Raw genomic sequence first — 20,005 nt, 5'->3', positions numbered from 1 at the left:
TTCGCCCCGCGTCAAGCCTACGTCCGGGCCGGTAGCGTCGCGACCGGCCGACGATGGCCCCCCCCCCCCCCCCCCCCCCGCGGCCCCCGCGCCCCCCCCGGCGCCCGCCCCCCCCCCCCCCCCGCCCGCCCGGCCCCGGGACTGCTTTTTGCCCACAATTCAGGGGCGCGCACGCCGAATTCACATGCCATCGGCCAACGCGGTGAGAGATTTCCGAATTCTGGCGCGCCGCCCATTGCTTTGAAATACTTCTTATTAGTCTCCGTAACTGTACGAACGCGGTCTGTTACGGATCGCAACCCCCTCCACTCCACCGGAGATGAACATGCACAAGCTCCACAAGGCCGCCGTCGTGGTCGCCGCGCTCGGCACCGTCGGACTCCTGGGCGCCGGCACCGCGCAGGCCGACCAGGGCGGCTGGGGCCAGAAGGGCAGCAGCGTCAGCGTCCTGCAGAGCAGCAACTGCCGTTCGCACGACGCCAACGTCGACATCCTGGGCCAGGTCGGCATCGCCAACGGCCTGGGCGGCAACCTGCTGAACGGCGAAGGCAACCCCGGCGCGCAGGAGACGGGCCTCGGCTCCTCCATGGGCTGCAACAACAGCGCCTTCGGCAAGTGACGTAAGGGAGTTCTCTCCCCGCGGAACGAGAAAGCCGGACCCGGATCACTCCGGGTCCGGCTTTCTCATGTCGGCCGGGGGGCCGGCGCGCGGCGGGCGTCAGAAGTCGAACTTGGGGAGCTTGAACCCCTTGGGCAGCTCCGCCCGGTTGTTGCATTCGACGACGGGACCCGAGTCCGTGGCGCCCTCGTCCACCGCCCTGCCGTCGACGCCGACGAAGCGCGGCCGCTCGGTCGTCGAGCAGTCCTGCTTCTGCTGGAGCACGTAGCCGTCACGCTTGTCCTTGTGGACGACCTCGCTCTTCTTCACACACACGATGTCGCCCTGCGACGTGATGGTGCAGACCCCCTTGGAGTCGTCCGCGAACGCGGGTGCGGCACCGCCGTAGAGGACGGCGAGCGCTCCGATGAGCCCCGAGACGGTTGCGATCTTCTGTCGACCGGTCATGTGCTGCGTTCCTCTTTGTCCTGGAGATGGTCGAGTTACGAAAAACCCGTCGCCCGCGCGAACTCGGACGCGCCCGGCGACGGCACCGCCGCAGCCCGGCCGCGCACCCCGAAGGGTCTGCCGCGCGGCCGGGCTGCGAGTCGCTGAGGGTTTCACCGGCACACCGCCTGCGGCGTACCGGGGGAAGCCGGTGTGAGGCCCTGAATCTCGTGCACCGGTTCCCGCGGGGAGATGCTTACTTGGCGGCGTACTCGCCGTAGCCGTACTCCGGGGCGGCGGCCTCGGGAGCGGCCTGCGGGGCAGCCTCAGGGGCGGCCTCGGGAGCGGCGACCGGAGCGGCCTCGGGAGCGGCAGCCTCGGGAGCGGCGGCGACGGGAGCGGCCTCCGGCGCGACCTGCGGCTCGGCGGCGACCGGAGCGGCCTCCGGAGCGTCGGCCTTCTCGGCCTGCGGGACACCCGCCGTGGCGACGGCGTTGGCCGAGGAGTTGGCCACCGCGGTGACGAACTGCCCCTCCCACTCACCCTCGCCGGCGAAAGCGGTACCGGCACCGATACCGAAGGCGGACAGCCCCGCAACAGCCGCGGCTACCACCGCGACGCGCTGAAACCTGCGCATGGATTGACCCTTTCTTCCCGGGCACGAAGCCCTGGTTGACTACTTAATGTGAGCATATACAGTCAATCCGTAGCAATTTGGGATCTTTCACTGTCGCGGGAGGCGTGTCGGCGGCGTTCTCCTTCAAGGGAAAACGACATCACCCGGGGTCCGGGTCACGGCCCGGAAGGCACGGTCACCCCAATGCCGAATTGCCGCGTGAAAAAGCGGCGGCCGGATCAGGTCTCCCTGATTCCGGCCGGCCGCTGCTTTTTTCGTACCGATGTCGTCCGCTCAGCCCAGGAGGCGGGCGATGAGCGGGCTCACCTCGTTCTGCTCACCGCTGTCGGCGGGGGCCGCCGCGGGCGCCGGCTCGTTCATGTCGGCGCAGGTGATCTGGGGGCCGATCCGGGTCTTCCCGTTGGACAGGACGCCGGGGGCGGGCAGGGTGAGGGGCTGCGACGGCTGGCAGTTCACGCTGCGCCGCAGGACGAAGTCCTCGCCGTCGGGCGTCTGCCCGGTGACCGTCTGCGTGCAGATGATGTTGCCCTGCGCGTCCAGGGCGCAGGCCGGGGCCGCGGCCTGGGCCTGCCCGGCGCCGATGCCGGCCAGGGCGAGGCCGCCGAGCAGCCCCGAGACAGCCACGATCCTCTTGCCGTTGAACATGTTTTGCGTCTCCTTCGTGGGGGTGGGCCCGGACGCGCCTTCCCGAGGGCCGCGCAGGAACGGGCCCCCTCGGGGGTGACTCCGAAGGGGCCCGCGGAAGGCGTCGCGCACGACGTCGCCGCCGACCGTCAGCGGGTGAAGGCGTTGTTGAACTGACCGCAGGTGGTGTCGAAGGTCTCCGAGAGACCGAGCACGGCGATCGGGACATCGGTGGCGGCCACGGTCTGCGGGCTGCACTCCTGGTACGGGCGGTACATGTCGGTCACGGACGGCGTGGCGTCGTGGGCGACGCTCGTACCGGCGCCGATGGCGGTGAGCCCGCCGGCGGCGGCAGCGGCGATCATGACCTGGTGGAGCTTGCGCATGGAACCCTCGGATTTCATTACATGGAGCTGAGGCTGATTGCCCACGGTGACTGCGTGAACACTAGCAGTAGCGATCCTATTCCATGGCGGCGTATGTCCCGTGTTCCGGACGGGACATGGGGGTGTGAAAGGGGACGGGAAAAGACGTGCGGGGCGGCCTCTTTCGAGTCACCGCCCCGCAGTTGTGGGAGCCCCCTGTCGGATTCGAACCGACGACCTGCTGTTTACAAGACAGCCGCTCTGGACCAACTGAGCTAAGGAGGCATGCGCGCGGTGTACGCACGCGCCCGTGCAGTGTACCCACCTCAGCGGCGGGTTCCGTCGAAAATTTCCGCGAAGTTCACATGCTCCATGTACTGACAGACCAGGCGAACGCCAGGTAGCGTCCAGTGCCAGTCCGCACATGTGGACTACACCAACCACCTTCCTACAACGGATCGTCCGGCACGTTCCTGCCGGTAGAAGGGGGCCCATTCACCATGGCCACTGTCTCGTTCGACAAGGCGACCCGGATCTACCCGGGTTCCGACAAGCCCGCCGTCGACGCACTCGACATCGAGATCGCGGACGGGGAGTTCCTCGTCCTGGTCGGCCCGTCGGGCTGCGGCAAGTCCACCTCGCTCCGGATGCTCGCGGGGCTCGAGGACGTCAACGCCGGAGCCATCCGTATCGGTGACCGCGACGTCACGCACCTGCCGCCCAAGGACCGGGACATCGCCATGGTGTTCCAGAACTACGCGCTGTACCCGCACATGACGGTCGCCGACAACATGGGCTTCGCGCTCAAGATCGCCGGTGTGCCGAAGGCCGAGATCCGCCAGAAGGTCGAGGACGCCGCGAAGATCCTCGACCTCACCGAGTACCTCGGCCGCAAGCCGAAGGCGCTGTCCGGCGGTCAGCGTCAGCGTGTGGCGATGGGCCGCGCCATCGTGCGTGAGCCGCAGGTCTTCCTCATGGACGAGCCGCTGTCCAACCTGGACGCCAAGCTCCGTGTCTCGACCCGTACGCAGATCGCGTCGCTGCAGCGCCGCCTCGGCATCACCACCGTCTACGTCACCCACGACCAGGTCGAGGCCATGACGATGGGCGACCGTGTGGCGGTCCTCAAGGACGGTCTGCTCCAGCAGGTCGACACCCCGCGCAACATGTACGACCGTCCGGCCAACCTGTTCGTCGCCGGCTTCATCGGCTCCCCGGCCATGAACCTGGTCGAGGTCCCGATCGCCGACGGCGGCGTGAAGTTCGGCAACTCCGTCGTCCCGGTCGACCGTGACGCGCTCTCCGCGACCACCGACAAGACGGTCACCGTCGGTGTCCGCCCCGAGCACTTCGACGTCGCCGGCCCCGAGTCGGACCAGGGTCTCGCCGTCACGGTGAACGTGGTCGAGGAGCTCGGCGCCGACGCCTACGTCTACGGCTCCGCCAAGGTCGGCGGCGACGACTCCAAGGACCTCGTGGTCCGCGTCAGCGGTCGTGACGTCCCGGAGAAGGGCAGCACGCTGCACATCGTCCCGCGTTCCGGTGAGACCCACGTCTTCTCGACGTCGACGGGCGCGCGCCTGTCCGACTGAGGCGGCGATCACCGGGTGAGGCACCCGCGGTGAACGAGGAGGGCCCCGCAGACCGCTGCGGGGCCCTTTTCCATGTCGACAAATACCCCGGCATACCGGTCATTTCGAATGGTGTGCGTCAACACGCAACCCACGAAAGGGGACTGGCCGTCCCTCGAACCGGTGACTAAATGTCGCCATATCCGCACTGAACGCTACCCTCACTCGCGTGAAGCACTCCACCACCCAACAGACACGACGCGGCCACCGGGGCCCCGCCCGCCAGCTCGGCCGCACTCTCGCCCTCGTCCTGCCCGTCGTCCTGGTGCTCTCCGGGACACTCGCGGTCACCCGGGTCAACTGGTCGGGGAACTCCTCGGACTCGGTGCTCACGGCGACCGACGTCACGAGCGTCGGCGGTGCGAAGAACGCCGCCCCGCGCGCTCCGCAGGACGTGCTGCGCGACCGGCTGCTGACCGAACTGCAGGAGAAGAACCCCGGGGTCGCCCTGACCCACCTCCAGCAGGCGGTCGACGAGCGTCCGTCGCTGGGCCGGCACTGCGCGTCCATCGCCCGCGCCCTCGGCCGCGCCGCGGTCCACGCCTACGGCCCGAACCGCGCGCAGTCGTTCGCCCGGCCCGTCTGCGACACCGCGTTCGCGTCGGGGGTGGCGGCCGCTCACCGCTGATCACGCCGACCGGGTGCCTCCACGGAGGCACCCGCGCGCTTCCGGGCGGTTACGGCCGATGGCGGGCAGGTTTCCCGCGCGTGCGGGGAGCGGGGCGCCGCGTACAGTGCGGTCATGACTGATCCGAACGCCGCGTCCCGCCCCGTTCAAGCCGTCGTCCTGGCCGGTGGCCAGGGCTCCCGGCTGCGCCCGTACACCGACGACCGGCCCAAGCCGATGGTCGAGATCCCCGGCACGGGGACGCCGATCATCGGCCATCAGCTCGTCTGGCTCGCCGAGGAGGGCGTGACGGACGTCGTGATCAGCTGCGGGCATCTCGCCGAGGTGCTCCAGGACTGGCTGAAGTCGGCGGACCTGCCGGTGCGCGTCACGACCGTCGTCGAGACCGAGCCCCTCGGTCGCGGCGGCGGTCTGAAGTATGCCGCCGCCCATCTCCCGCACCCCGACCAGCCCTGGTACGCCACCAACGGCGACATCTGGACGCGTTTCTCGCTGCGCGACATGGCCGACTTCCACGCCGAGCGCGACGCCGTCGCCACCCTCGCCCTCGCGCGGCCGCGTATCCCCTGGGGTGCCGTGAAGACGGACGGCTTCGGGCACATCACGGACTTCATCGAGGCCCCGCCGTCGACCTTCGAGATCAACGCGGGCGTCTACGTCTTCTCCCCCGCCTTCGCCGGCCTGCTGCCCGAACGCGGCGACCACGAGCGCACCACGTTCCCCCATCTCGCCCGCGAACGGCGCCTGTACGGCTTTCCGATCCCGCAGGGCGCGTACTGGAGGGCCATCGACACCGCGAAGGACCTCACGGAGGCCGCGAAGGAGCTGGCGGCCCTGGGCCGCTGAGGGCCCCCGGCGGCCGTATGACGGCCCCACGCGGCGAGAAGGGGCCCCGGACGAGATGTCCGGGGCCCCTTCGGCGTCCTGCGGTGCCGGCTATCCCAGCAGACCGCCCACCAGACCGGGCCGGTCCGGCTCCGAGCCGCCGCCCGTGGAGCCGCCTCCGCCGGAGGTCGGGCCGCCGGACGTCGGGTCGGTGGTGCCGGGCTCCTGGTCGGTCGGCGACGACTGCTGGGGCGGCGCCTGCCCGGCCGTCCCCTGCGTCTGGCTGGGTGTCCCGACCCCGGTCGAGCCGGTCTCCCGGGTGGCGCCCGGGGCGCTCGCGGCGCCGGACGGGGACGCGGCGCCCGACGTGGCCCCCTGCGTCGGCGAGTTGGAGGCCGACGGCGCCTTCCGGTGCCGCTTGTGGGGCTCCTGCGGCAGGGGCGAGCCCGGCAGTTCGTTGCGCGGGGCCTCACCCGGGCCGGGCACCACCACACGGTCGGCGTCGCGGACGGCACCGCCGAGCAGGGAGCCGACGAGCAGGGTCAGCCCGGTCACCAGGGCCGTGATCAGGGCGCCGCGGCGCAGCACGTACTGCCGCAGCTCCCAGATGTCGGAGCGGGGGCCGAGCCGGCGCCAGGCCATGCCCGCGAGGCGTCCGTCGATGGAGTAGACGGGCGCGCCGGCGATGATCAGCGGGGACCAGGCGGCGAGGTAGATGATGTCGGGCGCGTCGTAGGCCGGGACGCTCTTCCAGCTGACGGTGACCAGCAGCGCGGCGGACAGCAGCGCGCCGACGACCGCGGCGACCCGCTGCCAGCACCCCAGGACCGTCAGGACGCCGACGATGACCTGGAAGAAGGCGATCACGAGGCCGGAGCCGACCGGGTGCGCGAGCGCGAACTGGCGCAGCGGCTCGGCGACTTCCCACGGATGCAGGGTGTTGAGCCAGGTCACCATGGAGCCGCGCTTGCCGCCGTCGAAGTAGACGGGGTCGCACAGCTTGCCCATGCCGGCGTAGATCGAGATGAAGCCGAGGAAGACGCGCAGCGGGAGCAGGACGACGCCGAGGTTCATCCGGCGGCCGGGGTAGTACGCGTGCCGGGCGTTGTCGTCGCCGGAGCGCCGGGGCGCCGCCTCGGTCCCGTCGTCCGGCTCGCCGTCGTCGTCCTGCGGCCCGAAGTCGTCGGCGGTGTACGCGAACTCCTCGTCGTACGCGCTCTCGACCGTGCGCATGTGCGGCAGCAGACGGGTCTCCAGGGACTCGTCGTGCGTGCGCTGCGCGCCCACGATCGGGGTCTCGACGGTCCGGGTCAGGTCGTCGTCGTAGCCGCCGTCCCCGTAGCCGCCGACGTAGCCGGCGCCGACGTCGACGCGCGGGATGACCTGGGTGCCGCCCCCGTAGGGGTCCGGTTCGTCACCGTGCCGGACGCTGCCGTCCCGGGCGGCCTGGAGGAGGCGGTGGGCGCCGGTGTCGTCGGGCGCCGACATGCCGTTCCAGACGGACACCCGGCGCCGGGCGCCGGACGCCGCGCCCGCGGCGCCGGCGGCGGGCACGCGGGCGGGATCCTCGGTGGCGCTCAGGTGCCGTGCGATCCGCTGGGACGTGGGGCGCCCGGTGGACGCGCCCAGCAGCACGCGGAAGCTCGCGTGATTGACGATGATCTGCGCCGGATCGCTCGGCACCTTCACCATGCTCAGCGCGGGAGCGTCGTCGTATCCCGACGAGCGGTCCCCCGTGGGAGTGCGGGGTGTTCTGGTGTCCACACTCAACTAACCGAGTGACGCGAGGTTAGGACACTGCCTTGACCGGTCCGATGTGTCCGGACCGCGTCAAGGATGCGCAGGTCGCACCACTGTCAGCACAATTAGCCCGCACGGGTGACCCCACGGACAGGTGTTCAGCGGCGCCGGCGAGCCGCCTCGTACAGCACGATCCCCGCCGCCACACCGGCGTTGAGGGACTCCGCGCCACCGGGCATCGGGATGCGCACCCGGACGTCGCACGTCTCGCCGACCAGCCGCGACAGGCCCTTGCCCTCGCTGCCGACGACGATGACGACCGGGCCGTCCAGGGCCTCCAGCTCGCCGAGGTCGGCCTCCCCGTCGGCGGCGAGACCGACGACCACGAGGCCCGCCTTCTTGTAAGCCTCCAGCGCCCGGGTCAGGTTCGTCGCCCGGGCGACCGGCGTCCGGGCGGCCGTACCCGCGGACGTCTTCCAGGCACCGGCCGTCATGCCCGCCGCGCGCCGCTCGGGCACGACCACGCCGTGACCGCCGAACGCGGACACCGAGCGCACGACCGCGCCCAGGTTGCGCGGGTCGGTCACGCCGTCGAGGGCGACGATGAGGGGGTCCTCGCCGGCGTCGGCGGCGGCGCCCGCCAGGTCCTCGGGGTGCGCGTACTCGTACGGCGGGACCTGCAGGACGAGGCCCTGGTGGTTCAGGCCGTTCGTCATACGGTCCAGCTCGGGGCGCGGGGCCTCCATCAGGTTGATGCCGCCGCGCTCGGCGGCGAGCTGGAGGGCCTCGCGGACGCGCTCGTCGTTGTCGATGAACTGCTGCACGTAGAGGGTGCTGGCGGGCACGCCCTCGCGCAGCGCCTCGACGACCGGGTTGCGGCCGACGACCAGCTCCGAGGTGCCCTTGCCACCGCGGCCGCGCGGCGCGGGACGGCGGACGGTCTGCTTCGCCTTGGCGTTGGCGACGCGGTTCTTCTTGTGGCCCTTGCGCATCTCGGCGGGCGGCGTCGGACCCCGGCCTTCGAGACCCTTGCGTCGCTGGCCGCCACTGCCGACCTGCGCGCCCTTCTTGCCGGACATGCGGCGGTTGTTCGCGGCCATGACCTACCTGTCTGTCGTGAGCGTTCGAAAGTACGTACTGTGCAGTGTGCCGCCCGGAGGGCCGGGCGGCACAATCGATCTTCCCCGGGAGCCGGTCCGGTCAGCGCGGGCCGAGGCTCCAGCGCGGACCCTGCGGGCTGTCCTCGATGGCGAGCCCGGACTGGTTGAGCTGGTCGCGGATGGCGTCCGCGGTCGCCCAGTCCTTGCGGGAGCGGGCCGCCTCGCGCTGGTCGAGGACCATCCGGACGAGGGTGTCCACCACGCCGTGCAGGTCCTCGCCCCGGTCGGTCTCACCGGCCCAGTGCGCGTCGAGCGGGTCCAGGCCCAGCACACCGAGCATGGCCCGGACCTCGGCGAGGCGCGCCACGGCGGCCTCCTTGTCGTCGGCGGCCAGCGCGCTGTTGCCCTGCCGGACCGTCGTGTGCACGACCGCGAGCGCCTGCGGGACCCCGAGGTCGTCGTCCATCGCCTCGGCGAACGCCGGCGGCACGTCGGCGGAGGGCTCGACGACACCGGCCTTCTCCACGACGCGCTGCACGAAGCCCTCGATCCGGGCGAACGCGGACTCGGCCTCGCGCAGTGCCTCCTCGCTGTACTCGATGGTCGAGCGGTAGTGCGGGGTGCCCAGGTAGTAGCGCAGGACGATCGGGCGCCACTGCTTGACCATCTCGGACACCAGCACGCTGTTGCCGAGGGACTTCGACATCTTCTCGCCGCTCATGGTGACCCAGGCGTTGTGCAGCCAGTACCGGGCGAACTCGTCGCCGTAGGCCTTGGCCTGGGCGATCTCGTTCTCGTGGTGCGGGAAGATCAGGTCGAGTCCGCCGCCGTGGATGTCGAAGGCGGAGCCCAGGTACTTGTGGGCCATCGCCGAGCACTCCAGGTGCCAGCCGGGACGGCCCCGGCCCCACGGCGTCTCCCAGTCGGGCTCACCGGGCTTGGCGGCCTTCCACATCGCGAAGTCGCGCGGGTCCCGCTTGCCGGTGATGCCCTCCTCGGTGGGCTGACGCATCTCGTCGAGGTCCTGCCGGGACAGCTCCAGGTAGGAGGGCCAGGAGCGGACGTCGAAGTAGACGCTGCCGTCCGCCTCGTAGGCGTGCCCACGCTCGATGAGGCCGCGCATCATCTCGACCATCTCGGTGACATGGCCGGTGGCGCGCGGCTCGTACGTCGGCGGGAGGCAGCCGAGGGCGGTGTAGCCGTCGGTGAAGGCGCGCTCGTTCTCGTAGCCGATGGCCCACCAGGGGCGGCCCTGTTCCACGGACTTGGTGATGATCTTGTCGTCGATGTCCGTGACGTTCCTGATGAACGTCACGTCATAGCCGCGGTACGCGAACCAGCGGCGCATGATGTCGAAGTTGAGACCGGAGCGGATGTGCCCGATGTGCGGCGCGGCCTGCACGGTGGCGCCACAGAGGTAGATCGAGACACAGCCCGGCTTGAGCGGGGTGAAGTCACGGATCTGCCGGGCGCTGGTGTCGTACAGCCGAATAGTCACGACACCTAGGGTAGTGGGCCGATCCCCCTGCCCGGTGCCTTGGCTGCGATTCGCCGCCGTCCCGCGCCGCCGCCGCCGTCAGCCGTCCCCGGCGACCCGCACGACCAGCGCCGTCGCCACGGCCATCAGGCCCTCGTCCCGGCCGGGGAAGCCGAGGCCGTCCGTCGTCGCACCCGACACCGACACCGGTGCGCCCGCCGCTTCGGAGAGGACCTTCTGGGCCTCGTCGCGGCGCTTGCCGATCTTCGGGCGGGGGCCGACGACCTGCACGGCGACGTTGCCGATCCGGAAGCCGGCCTCGCGCACGATCCGGGCGGCCTCCGTCAGCAGGACGGTCCCCGGCGCCCCCGACCACTCCGGGCGCCCGGTGCCGAAGTGCTGTCCGAGGTCGCCGAGCCCGGCCGCCGAGAACAGCGCGTTGCAGGCGGCGTGGGCGACGACGTCCGCGTCGGAGTGGCCCGCGAGCCCGGGGCCCTCGCCCTCCCACTTCAGGCCGGCGCACCACAGTTCGCGGCCGTCCTCGAAGGCGTGGATGTCGGTGCCGATGCCCACCTGGGGCAGCGGCGGGGGCGTCTCAGAAGCCATCGTTGAGCCTCCTGCGGGCGAGGACCGCCTCGGCGAGCACCAGGTCCAGGGGGCGGGTGACCTTGAAGGCCTCCTCGTGGCCGGGCACGACCACGACGGTCAGGCCGAGCCGCTCCACCATGCTCGCGTCGTCGGTGACGTCCTCGGTCACGGTCTCGTGCGCGCGCACCAGCGTGGCGCGGTCGAAGCCCTGCGGGGTCTGCACCGCGCGCAGCCGGGCGCGCGACGGGGTGGCCACCACCGGCTCGGGCGTGCCGGGCACCTCGGCGGGCTCGACCTCCTTGACCGTGTCGGCGAGCGGCAGGGCGGGCACGACGGCCGGGGAGCCGTCGCGGACGGCCTCGATGACGGCGTCCACGGTGTCGACGGGGACCAGCGGGCGGGCCGCGTCGTGCACCAGGACGATGTCGTGCTCCGGCGGCAGCGCGTCCAGGCCGAGCCGGACGGACTCCTGCCGGGACTCGCCGCCCGGCACGACCAGGAAGTCGGTGCTCCCCCAGCTGCCGCCGGGGGTGTCCCCAGGCAGCGCGTGCGCGTCGAGCAGGCTCTTGACCTCGGCGGCTCCGTCGGGCGGGGCCACGACGACCACGAGCGAGACGGAACGCGAGGCCGCCATGGCGCGGACGGCGTGGATGAGCATGGGCGTGCCGTTCAGCGCGCGGAGCGCCTTGGGGGCGCCCGGACCGAGGCGCACACCCCGTCCGGCGGCCGGGATCACGACGGCCGTGCGGGTGCCGGCGCGCTCGTGCGGGGGCGAGAGACGCGATTCGTCGGACATCGGTTCCTGTCAGGTTTGTGTGCTCGGCCCAGGTGGGTATGGCCTGGGCGTGCCCCCCGCTCGAGCGTCAGCCTGAGCTGGGGGGAGTGCCGGGCGCGACACCTTGACCGGACCCTTCCGTGACAGTCGGTCGAGCCAGCTGCCCGGGCCCGGCACATCCAGTATCGGGGGCGCCCCCGAGATCAGACGTCAGCGCAGTGCGAACATGCCGCAGCGCCCGGCGACTGGAAGGTCATCGGGCACCGCGGCACTTTTTTGGATCACAACGTTGGTCGATCACACCTTTTGTCGATCACACAGCTGCGATCACACAGCACTGGCTGGTGCTGAGCTGAGGCGGATGGACCGCGTCAGGACGCGAGGACCTCGTCGAGCAGGGCCTCGGCCTTGTCCTCGTTCGTGTTCTCCGCGAGGGCGAGCTCGCTCACCAGGATCTGCCGGGCCTTGGCGAGCATGCGCTTCTCACCGGCGGACAGTCCGCGCTCGCGCTCACGACGCCACAGGTCACGCACGACTTCCGCGACCTTGATGACATCGCCGGAGGCGAGCTTCTCCAGATTTGCCTTGTAACGACGCGACCAGTTCGTGGGCTCCTCGGCGTACGGCGCGCGCAGCACCTCGAAGACCCGGTCCAGCCCGTCCTGACCGACCACATCACGTACGCCGACGAACTCCGCATTGTCCGCTGGCACACGTACCGTCAGGTCACCCTGGGCGACCTTCAGCACCAAGTAGGTCTTGTCCACGCCTTTGATCTGACGAGTTTCGATAGCCTCGATCAGCGCGGCCCCGTGATGGGGATAGACCACGGTGTCGCCAACCTTGAACGTCATGTGACAGGTACCCCTTCCGTGGCTATCCAGGGTAACACGGAAACGGGCGGTTCTGAATGGCGTTTTCGCAGGTCAGGGCATATCTCAGGGCTTGACAACTCCAACAGGAACGTGCTGCGCGGGCTGAACGGAAGCAGGTATTCGCAGGTCGGAGGGGCTCTGCGGGCGGGCCGAAACGCACGCGTTACGCGCCTCCGAGCCTGCCCACGAGTGACCTAACGTACACAAATGTCCGGTTCCATGTGTGCGACTTCCGCTACTCCGTTCGGCGTCCCGAGTCGGGTCCCGGCCGATTCCGGAATTGATCACTACCCGGTCGGCGGTACGTCCGGTGATCAATTCCGGGGTGTCCGCGCATTCCTTCACAGAAATGCCGCGAGCCGCGCCGCGGCGCTCCTTATGTGAATGACCGACCAGCTCACGGGCAATGCGGCGGCCGGAGCACAAGTGGGTGAAGGCACGGGTGGTGCAAGAGGGACCTTCGGTGGCAGTTGGCCGCTCAGGGGAGGGTCGGGTGCGGCGGCGCGAGAACGGCTCGGTAACCTGAGGCCGCTGACAGACACTTAGGGCGGCTTCACGCGCCCGCCCCGTTCGAGTCAAGGAGTTGCCGCCGCCGTGAGCAGCAGCCTTCGACGCGGCGCCCTCGCCGCCGCCGCCCTCGCGTTCTCGATGACGTCGCTCGCCGCGTGCGCCGCCGGCAACAACGCGCAGACACTGCAGATCAAGCCGGACAACGCCGCCACCAGCGTCGGAGCCATCAAGATCCAGAACGCCATCGTGGTGACCCAGCCCGAGCTGGAGTCCACCGGCCCCGCCGTGGTCTCCGCCACCCTGTTCAACTCCGGGGACACCGCCCAGACGCTGGACTCGGTCAAGGTGAAGGACTCCGGCGAGGAGGCCGAGCTCAAGCCCGCCAAGGGCGGCAGCCTGACCATCCCGGCCGGCGGCTCCCTCATCCTCGGCGGCAAGGACAACGCCGCCGCGGTGCTCCCCAAGGGCCGCGAGAGCATCCAGGACGGCAACGCCCAGGCGATCACCTTCACCTTCAGCAAGACCGGTGACGTGAGCCTGCGCGCCCTCGTCGTCCCGGCCGACGGCTACTTCGAGAGCTGGGGCCCGAGCGCGATCCCGTCCGCCCCGCAGGCGGGCGCCAAGCCGTCCGGCTCGGCCACCGGCTCCCCGACCGCCGGCAGCACGCCGAGCGGCGACGCCTCGGCGGACTCCACGGCGAGCGCCGGCGCCGGTACGGAGGAGACGGGCACCGCCGTGCTGCCCTCCGACAGCGCCTCCCAGTCGGCCGCGGGGCACTGAGAGCGCCGTAGACACGCCGAAGGGCGGGAGCCGCACACGCGGGATCCCGCCCTTCGGCGTGTCCGTACGGTCCGGGCCGGTCTACGGCTCGAACTTGTAGCCGAGGCCGCGCACGGTCACCAGGTACCGGGGCGCGCCCGGGTCCGGCTCGATCTTGGCGCGCAGACGCTTGACGTGGACGTCGAGGGTCTTGGTGTCCCCGACGTAGTCGGCGCCCCAGACCCGGTCGATGAGCTGCATCCGGGTGAGGACCCGCCCGGCGTTGCGCAGGAGCATCTCCAGCAGGTCGAACTCCTTCAGCGGGAGGTCGATCTTGGCGCCGGAGACCGTGACCACGTGCCGGTCGACGTCCATCCGGACGGGGCCCGCCTCCAGGGCGGCCGGGGTGACCTCCTCCGGCTCGCCGCGGCGGCGCAGGACGGCCCGGATACGGGCGACCAGCTCGCGGGAGGAGAACGGCTTGGTGACGTAGTCGTCGGCGCCTATCTCCAGGCCGACGACCTTGTCGATCTCGCTGTCCTTGGCGGTCACCATGATCACCGGGACGTTGGAGCGGCCGCGCAGCTGGCGGCAGACCTCCGTACCGGGCAGCCCCGGCAGCATCAGGTCGAGGAGGACGAGGTCGGCGCCGTTGCGCTCGAACTCGTCGAGTCCGTCGGGGCCGGTGGTCGCGACCGCGACCTCGAAGCCCTCCTTGCGGAGCATGTACGACAGGGCGTCGGAGAAGGACTCCTCGTCCTCGACGACGAGCACTCGGGTCACGGAAGGACCTCCGGGGCGGAAAGCGTTTCGTACGCGGCTGACTCGGGGGTGGTGCGGGAATGCGTGGGGGCTGCGGACCCGGCCTCGTCGTCGGGACCGGGTTGCTGCTGGGCGCGGTCGCGGGAGGCGCCCGCCTCCGGCAGCCGCAGGGTGAAGGTGGAGCCCTGTCCCTCCGAGCTCCACACCGTGACCTCCCCGCCGTGCGAGGCGGCCACGTGCTTGACGATCGCCAGACCGAGACCGGTGCCGCCGGTGGCACGGGAGCGGGCCGGGTCGACGCGGTAGAAGCGCTCGAAGACGCGCTCCTTGTCCTTGTCCGAGATGCCGATGCCCTGGTCGGTCACGGCGATCTCGACGTGGTCGCCGCCCGGCGCGGTGACCCGGCGTGCGGCGATGCCGACGCGGGTGCGGGCGGGCGAGTAGTTGACGGCGTTCTCCACGAGGTTGCCGAGCGCGGCGGCGAGCTGGCCGCGGTTCCCCCAGATCCTGAGGTCGGCGGTGCCCCCGGCGGCCATGGTGATCTGCTTGGTCCCGGCGGCGTGCCGGCAGCGGTCCATGGCCTCGGCGACGAGCTCGTCCACCCGGACCGGCTCGGCGTCCTCCAGCGGGTCGTCGTTCTGCACCCGGGAGAGGTCGATGAGCTCCTGCACCAGGTTGGTGAGCCGGGTCGCCTCGATCTGCATGCGCCCGGCGAAGCGCTCGACGGCCTCCGGGTCGTCGGCGGCGTCCATGACGGCCTCGGAGAGCAGGGAGAGCGCGCCGACCGGCGTCTTCAGCTCATGGCTGACGTTGGCGACGAAGTCCCGGCGGACCGCCTCGATGCGCCGGGCCTCGGTGAGGTCCTCGACCAGCAGGAGGACCAGCCGGGAGCCGAGGGGCGCGACGCGCGCCGACACGGCGAGGGCCTCGCCGCGGCCGGTGCCGCGCCGCGGCAGGTCCAGCTCGACCTGCCGTATCTCGCCGTCGCGCCGGGTGTCGCGGGCCATCTGCAGCATGGGCTCGACCGACAGCCGGCCGCCGCGGACCAGGCCGAGGGCGTACGCCGCCGAGCTGGCCTTGACCACGGCGTCCCCCTCGTCGAGGACGACGGCGGAGGAGCGCAGCACCGACAGGACCGTGTCCACGCCGGGCGGCAGGACGGGGTCGGTGTGCAGGGAGGTGCGGGTGGGGCGTTTCAGATCGCGTTCGCTCCAGCGGAACGCCAGCATGGCGATGACACCGGTGAGCACCCCGGCGATCGCAGCCGCTGCGGCGACCGCCGCGTTCACGTCCATGCGTCCAGGTTAGGCATGGGCCAGGTCATGCCCACAGCCGCCGGAGTGCGACCTCCGACACTCGTCGCCCAGAGTTCACCTGGGAGACGGGGCCGGTTCACCGGGGGTGGCGGAAACGGACGCGTACCGCCCGCATCGTGGGACCGTCGGGAGCGGTACGGCGGCTCCGGGGCGGCCTTCGGCGGATCGGAACGACGATCGCACGGATGGTTTCCCGACCGTCGGACCGTAGGGCCGTCGGACTTTCCTGCTGTCGTGCTGTCGGACCGTAGGGCTGTTGGACGGTAGTGCAGTCTGACCGTAGGGCCGTCGGACCGTAGTGCTGTCGGACGGTCCTCCTCCCGACCGTACGACTGTCGACGGTCCTACTGTCATAGGGCACGACCGTAGGACTGTCGGACACCCGGCCAAGCGGTTTTTCCGGTGAGACGACGGGCTGCCGGGCCCACCCCCTGAGGCAGATGTGAGAGAGGGACCCTGATGCGGGACGCGTACCACGAGGAACTGGACTCGATCGGTGACGGACTGGTCGAGATGGCCCGGCTGGTCGGGTCGGCGATCGGGCGCGCCACGACGGCCATCCTCGACTCCGACCTGAAGCTGGCCGAGAGCGTCATCGAGGCGGACCAGAAGGTCGACGACCTCCAGCACGACCTGGAGGCCCGGGCCATCGCCCTGCTCGCCCGCCAGCAGCCGGTCGCGACCGACCTGCGGATCGTGGTGACGTCCCTGCGTATGTCGGCGGACCTGGAGCGCTCGGGCGACCTGGCGCAGCACGTGGCCAAGCTGACGCGGCTGCGCTACCCGGAGCGGGCGATCCCGCAGGACCTGCACGCCACCATCCTGGAGATGGGGCAGCTGGCGCAGCGCCTGATGGCGAAGGCGGCCGAGGTGATCGTCACCAAGGACGTCGACCTCGCGCTGCAGCTGGAGCAGGACGACGACGAGATGGACCTGCTGCACCGCACGCTCTTCCAGCACCTGATGGACGAGCGCTGGAAGCACGGCATCGAGACGGCGGTCGACGTGACGCTGCTCGGCCGCTACTACGAGCGGTACGCCGACCACGCGGTGGCGGTCGCGAAGCGGGTCGTCTACCTGGTCACCGGTGAGCACGCCGACGAGCTCCAGGCCGACGTCCAGCCCGAGATCCAGCCGGCCTCCGGGACGGACGGGGTGTAGGGCGGGCCGGTGTGCGGGTCCGGCCGGGGCTCGCGGGGTCCGCTCCGGGCGCGTACGAGCCTCCGTGCGCCGTTGATGCGCCCAGCGGGGCGGGCATGCAATGGGCACAGGCACCAGCCTTCTAGGGAGGGACCGACCATGGCCGAATCCCCCGGCACCCCCGCCACGACGCCCGACCCGACACGGGAACGCCCGACCGAGCAGCCCGCCGACGTCCGGAGCCTCCCGCTGTTCGGGGCCTGCGGCTGCGGTTCGGGCTGCGGGTGCGGGTGCCAGTCCGGCAACCCGTGTCAGTGCGGGTGAGTCCGTGCCCGTGCGACTGAGTCCGTGCCCGTGCGGGTGAGGACGTAGCCGCTGGTCAGGGTGGCGTGTCCAGGGCACCCGGCAGCGCCTGCTCGGCCCAGATGACCTTGCCCTGCGAGGTGTACCGGGTGCCCCAGCGCTCGGTCGTCTGGGCGACCAGGAAGAGTCCGCGGCCGCCCTCGTCGGTCGTCGCGGCGTACCGCAGATGCGGTGAGGTGCTGCTGGAGTCGGAGACCTCGCAGGTCAGCACCCGGTCGCGGATCAGCCGTACCCGGATGGGCTCGCCGCCGTAGCGGATGGCGTTGGTGACGAGCTCGCTCAGGACGAGTTCCGTGACGAACTCCAGCTCGGCCAGGCCCCACTCGGCCAGCCGGGCGGAGACGGTCTCGCGCACCCCCGCCACGGCGGACGGGTCGGGCGGCACGTCCCAGGTGGCGACGTGGTCGGCCGGCAGCGCCTTCGTCCGGGCGATCAGCAGGGCCACGTCGTCCCTCGGGCCGGCCGGCAGCAGTGCGTCCACCACCGCGCGGCAGCTGTCCTGCGGTGACCGCTCGGGGTGGCCGGTCAGGGCCTGGCGCAGCATCTCCTGGCCGACGTCGAGGTCGCGGGTGCGGTCCTCGATGAGGCCGTCGGTGTAGAGGGCGAGCTGGGTGCCGTCGGCCAGGTCGAACTCCGCCGTGCGGAACGGCATCCCGCCGAGGCCGAGCGGCGGCCCGCCCGGCAGGTCGGGGTAGGTGACCTCGCCGTCGGGGGCGACCAGGGCGGGCGCCGGATGGCCGGCCCGCGCCATGGCGCAGCGGCGGGTGACGGGGTCGTAGATCGCGTACAGGCAGGTGGCGCCGACGACGGCGGCCCGGTCGGCGCAGGCCTCGTCCTGGTCGATCCGGCCGACGAGGTCGTCGAGGTGGCTGAGCAGTTCGTCGGGGGGCAGGTCGAGCGTCGAGAAGTTGTGCACGGCGGTGCGCAGCCGGCCCATGGTGGCGGCGGCGTGCAGGCCGTGCCCGACGACGTCGCCGACGACCATCGCGACCCGGCTGCCCGGCAGCGGGATCACGTCGAACCAGTCACCGCTCACCCCGGACTGCGCCGGTATGTAGCGGGAGCCGACGTCCAGCGCGCTCTGCTCGGGCAGGGCCCTCGGCAGCAGGCTGCGCTGGAGGGTGACCGCCATGGTGTGCTCGCGGGTGAAGCGGCGGGCGTTGTCGATGCTGACCGCGGCCCGCGCCACCAGCTCCTCGGCCAGCGACAGCTCCTCGCCGTCGAACGCCTCGTGCTCCTTGCCGCGGTAGAAGTTGACCAGGCCCAGGACGGCGCCGCGGGCCCGGATCGGCGCGGCGATGAGGGAGTGGATGCCGTAGTCGAGGATCTCCTGGGTGCGCTCCGGGTCCTGCGCCTGCCAGTCGGCGGCGGTCGCGAGGTCGGCGACCAGGACGGAGCGGCCCGTGCCGTAGCCGCGGGCCTGCGGGGTGGTGGGCAGGAAGTCGATGAGCCGGTCCACCTCGTAGAGCGGGTGGTCGTCGCGGATGCCGTGCGCGGCGACGCGCCGCAGGTCCGTCGCCGTGAGCGTCGGCTCCTCCCCCTGCACCACGCCGTCGGCCAGGTCGACGGTGACGAAGTCGGCGAAGCGGGGGACGGCGATCCGGGCCAGTTCCTCGGCGGTGCCGATGACGTCGAGGGTGGTGCCGACGCCGAGGCCCGCGTCGTACAGCAGCTTGAGGCGTTCCCGGGCGACCTCGGCGCGGCCGGAGACGGCCTGCAGCTCGGTGGTGTCGCGGAGGGTGACCACGGTGCCGCGGGGGCCGGCCCGGTCGGTGTGCCGCTGGTTGATCGCCAGCAGGCGGTCGCCCGCGAAGTGCACCTCGTCGGTGGCCTCGCGGCCGGAGACGAGCAGCTCCACCGTCTCGGGCTCCAGTCCGGACAGCTCCGCCACATGCCGGCCCTCGGCGTCCGGGGACAGCTCCAGCAGGCGCCTGGCCTCGTCGTTGGCGAGCAGCAGCCGGCCGTCGTCGACGATCAGCACGCCCTCCCGTACCGAGTGCAGGACCGCGTCGTGGTGCTCGTAGATGCGGTTCATCTCGTCCGCGGCCAGGGCGTGGGTCTGGCGCCGCAGCCGCCGGCTCACAAGGGCGGTGCCGCCCGCGGTGACGGCGAGCGCCCCGGCGCCGGCGCCCAGGATGATCGGGAGCTGGCGGTACGCCTCACCGGTCACGCTCTTGACCTTCAGCCCGGCCGAGACCAGGGCGACGACCTTGCCGTCGCCGTTCTCGATCGGGACGGTCGCCTGGACCTCCTTGCCGAGCGGCCCCTGCACGCTCTCCGTGTACACCTGGCCCGCCAGGGACGGTTCGATCGTGCCGACGAAGCGCTTGCCGATGCGGTCGGGCAGGGGGTGGGTGTAGCGGATGCCGTTGGTGTCCATGACGACGATGAAGTCGACGCCGGCGGCGCCGCGCCCGGCCTCGGTGAGCGGCTGGAGCACCTCGGAGGGGCTCTCCGACCGCAGGGCCGCGAGGACGCCCGGCGCGTGCGCGAACGTCTGGGCCACGGCGACGGAACGGCGCTTCGCCTCGGTCTGGGTGTCGCGGCTCGACTGGAGGATCAGGGCGACGACGGCGCAGACCACGAGCAGCAGGACGAGCGCCACCTGGAGCACGAACACCTGACCGGCGACACTCCGAGGGCTCCTGCCGACCAGCGAGCGCCATCGCCCTCGCGTCCACCGGTCGAATCGGTCCGACATGTCGCTATTTGTACCATCGGCGTTTTCTGCTGGCTACGGCGTGTCCACGCTAAGGGCTGTCCCGTAATCCGCGGTGGATCAGCGCGCGGCGTCGGATGCGGTGCATCGCAAGGCGGAGGGACGTCCGCATACTGGATGTATGCG

The 20,005-nt window shown here is 71.4% G+C and carries 19 protein-coding genes and 1 tRNA gene; 6 read left to right on the top strand and 14 right to left on the bottom strand.

All coding sequences use genetic code 11. From position 1 onward, the window contains the following. Positions 1–325: 325 nt before the first annotated feature. A complete protein-coding gene (locus ACFV46_RS33185; protein ID WP_361922707.1) occupies positions 326–619 on the top strand; it encodes a hypothetical protein in 294 nt (97 codons plus the stop codon). Between the two features lie 99 nt (positions 620–718). On the opposite strand, the gene ACFV46_RS33180 is transcribed toward ACFV46_RS33185, so the two are convergent. The 5 genes from ACFV46_RS33180 to ACFV46_RS33160 all read right to left on the bottom strand — a co-directional run bounded on the left by ACFV46_RS33180 (position 719) and on the right by ACFV46_RS33160 (position 2,956). Then, positions 719–1,066, bottom strand: coding sequence for a hypothetical protein (locus ACFV46_RS33180; protein ID WP_361922704.1), 348 nt, complete (start codon positions 1,064–1,066; stop codon positions 719–721). A 235-nt stretch (positions 1,067–1,301) separates the two neighbouring features. Beyond that, complete coding sequence (locus tag ACFV46_RS33175) at positions 1,302–1,682, bottom strand: hypothetical protein (RefSeq protein WP_361922701.1); 381 nt, start codon at positions 1,680–1,682, stop codon at positions 1,302–1,304. A gap of 273 nt (positions 1,683–1,955) precedes the next feature. Continuing rightward, a complete protein-coding gene (locus ACFV46_RS33170) occupies positions 1,956–2,327 on the bottom strand; it encodes a hypothetical protein (RefSeq protein WP_361922698.1) in 372 nt (123 codons plus the stop codon). A 128-nt stretch (positions 2,328–2,455) separates the two neighbouring features. After that, positions 2,456–2,692 (bottom strand): hypothetical protein, encoded by a 237-nt coding sequence (locus ACFV46_RS33165; protein WP_283292516.1) that lies wholly within the window; start codon positions 2,690–2,692, stop codon positions 2,456–2,458. Positions 2,693–2,881: 189 nt separating this feature from the next. Continuing rightward, positions 2,882–2,956: transfer RNA gene (locus tag ACFV46_RS33160), tRNA-Thr, on the bottom strand. 215 nt (positions 2,957–3,171) lie between these two features. Between ACFV46_RS33160 and ACFV46_RS33155 the strand changes: the two genes are divergently transcribed. From ACFV46_RS33155 to ACFV46_RS33145, 3 genes are all read left to right on the top strand, one after another. Next, positions 3,172–4,263 carry an ABC transporter ATP-binding protein gene (locus ACFV46_RS33155; protein WP_151784672.1) on the top strand — a complete coding sequence of 364 codons (1,092 nt, stop codon included), beginning with the start codon at positions 3,172–3,174 and terminating at the stop codon, positions 4,261–4,263. 208 nt (positions 4,264–4,471) lie between these two features. Next, positions 4,472–4,930 carry a hypothetical protein gene (locus ACFV46_RS33150; RefSeq protein WP_376727078.1) on the top strand — a complete coding sequence of 153 codons (459 nt, stop codon included), beginning with the start codon at positions 4,472–4,474 and terminating at the stop codon, positions 4,928–4,930. Positions 4,931–5,044: 114 nt separating this feature from the next. Then, on the top strand, positions 5,045–5,776 hold the full coding sequence (locus ACFV46_RS33145) for a nucleotidyltransferase family protein (protein ID WP_361922691.1): 732 nt from the start codon (positions 5,045–5,047) through the stop codon (positions 5,774–5,776). A gap of 90 nt (positions 5,777–5,866) precedes the next feature. Here the strand turns inward: ACFV46_RS33145 and ACFV46_RS33140 are convergent, their stop codons facing one another. The 6 genes from ACFV46_RS33140 to ACFV46_RS33115 all read right to left on the bottom strand — a co-directional run bounded on the left by ACFV46_RS33140 (position 5,867) and on the right by ACFV46_RS33115 (position 12,289). Beyond that, on the bottom strand, positions 5,867–7,447 hold the full coding sequence (locus tag ACFV46_RS33140; RefSeq protein WP_385500926.1) for a DoxX family protein: 1,581 nt from the start codon (positions 7,445–7,447) through the stop codon (positions 5,867–5,869). 206 nt (positions 7,448–7,653) lie between these two features. Then, the gene (gene rlmB, locus ACFV46_RS33135) at positions 7,654–8,595 is read right to left on the bottom strand and encodes a 23S rRNA (guanosine(2251)-2'-O)-methyltransferase RlmB (RefSeq protein ID WP_361922685.1); all 942 of its coding nucleotides are present in this window, start codon (positions 8,593–8,595) and stop codon (positions 7,654–7,656) included. Positions 8,596–8,695: 100 nt separating this feature from the next. Next, complete coding sequence (cysS, locus tag ACFV46_RS33130; RefSeq protein WP_361922682.1) at positions 8,696–10,093, bottom strand: cysteine--tRNA ligase; 1,398 nt, start codon at positions 10,091–10,093, stop codon at positions 8,696–8,698. 78 nt (positions 10,094–10,171) lie between these two features. After that, positions 10,172–10,678 carry a 2-C-methyl-D-erythritol 2,4-cyclodiphosphate synthase gene (gene ispF / locus ACFV46_RS33125; RefSeq protein ID WP_361922679.1) on the bottom strand — a complete coding sequence of 169 codons (507 nt, stop codon included), beginning with the start codon at positions 10,676–10,678 and terminating at the stop codon, positions 10,172–10,174. After that, positions 10,668–11,456 carry a 2-C-methyl-D-erythritol 4-phosphate cytidylyltransferase gene (gene ispD / locus ACFV46_RS33120; protein ID WP_385500924.1) on the bottom strand — a complete coding sequence of 263 codons (789 nt, stop codon included), beginning with the start codon at positions 11,454–11,456 and terminating at the stop codon, positions 10,668–10,670. The genes ispF and ispD overlap by 11 nt, the downstream gene beginning before the upstream one ends. 350 nt (positions 11,457–11,806) lie before the next feature. Beyond that, positions 11,807–12,289: a CarD family transcriptional regulator gene (locus tag ACFV46_RS33115; protein WP_003953493.1), complete on the bottom strand. Its 483-nt coding sequence runs from the start codon at positions 12,287–12,289 to the stop codon at positions 11,807–11,809. A gap of 615 nt (positions 12,290–12,904) precedes the next feature. Between ACFV46_RS33115 and ACFV46_RS33110 the strand changes: the two genes are divergently transcribed. Next, positions 12,905–13,600 (top strand): DUF461 domain-containing protein, encoded by a 696-nt coding sequence (locus tag ACFV46_RS33110; RefSeq protein ID WP_385500922.1) that lies wholly within the window; start codon positions 12,905–12,907, stop codon positions 13,598–13,600. Positions 13,601–13,681: 81 nt separating this feature from the next. Here the strand turns inward: ACFV46_RS33110 and ACFV46_RS33105 are convergent, their stop codons facing one another. Both ACFV46_RS33105 and ACFV46_RS33100 read right to left on the bottom strand, forming a co-directional pair. Further along, on the bottom strand, positions 13,682–14,362 hold the full coding sequence (locus ACFV46_RS33105) for a response regulator transcription factor (RefSeq protein WP_062669081.1): 681 nt from the start codon (positions 14,360–14,362) through the stop codon (positions 13,682–13,684). Next, positions 14,359–15,636, bottom strand: a complete 1,278-nt coding sequence (locus ACFV46_RS33100; RefSeq protein WP_361922670.1) for an ATP-binding protein — start codon at positions 15,634–15,636, stop codon at positions 14,359–14,361. Before ACFV46_RS33100 ends, ACFV46_RS33105 begins: the two co-directional genes overlap by 4 nt. Before the next feature lie 480 nt (positions 15,637–16,116). Here ACFV46_RS33100 and phoU point away from each other — a divergent pair, with 480 nt between their 5' ends. Beyond that, positions 16,117–16,818, top strand: a complete 702-nt coding sequence (gene phoU, locus ACFV46_RS33095) for a phosphate signaling complex protein PhoU (RefSeq protein ID WP_361922667.1) — start codon at positions 16,117–16,119, stop codon at positions 16,816–16,818. Between the two features lie 358 nt (positions 16,819–17,176). Here the strand turns inward: phoU and ACFV46_RS33090 are convergent, their stop codons facing one another. Next, the gene (locus tag ACFV46_RS33090; RefSeq protein ID WP_385500920.1) at positions 17,177–19,861 is read right to left on the bottom strand and encodes a SpoIIE family protein phosphatase; all 2,685 of its coding nucleotides are present in this window, start codon (positions 19,859–19,861) and stop codon (positions 17,177–17,179) included. Positions 19,862–20,005: the final 144 nt, after the last annotated feature.

Source organism: Streptomyces sp. NPDC059852 (assembly GCF_042731455.1).
Lineage (GTDB): Bacteria > Actinomycetota > Actinomycetes > Streptomycetales > Streptomycetaceae > Streptomyces.
Note: the sequence above shows the minus strand (reverse complement) of the source record. Positions and strands in the feature narration are given on the sequence as shown.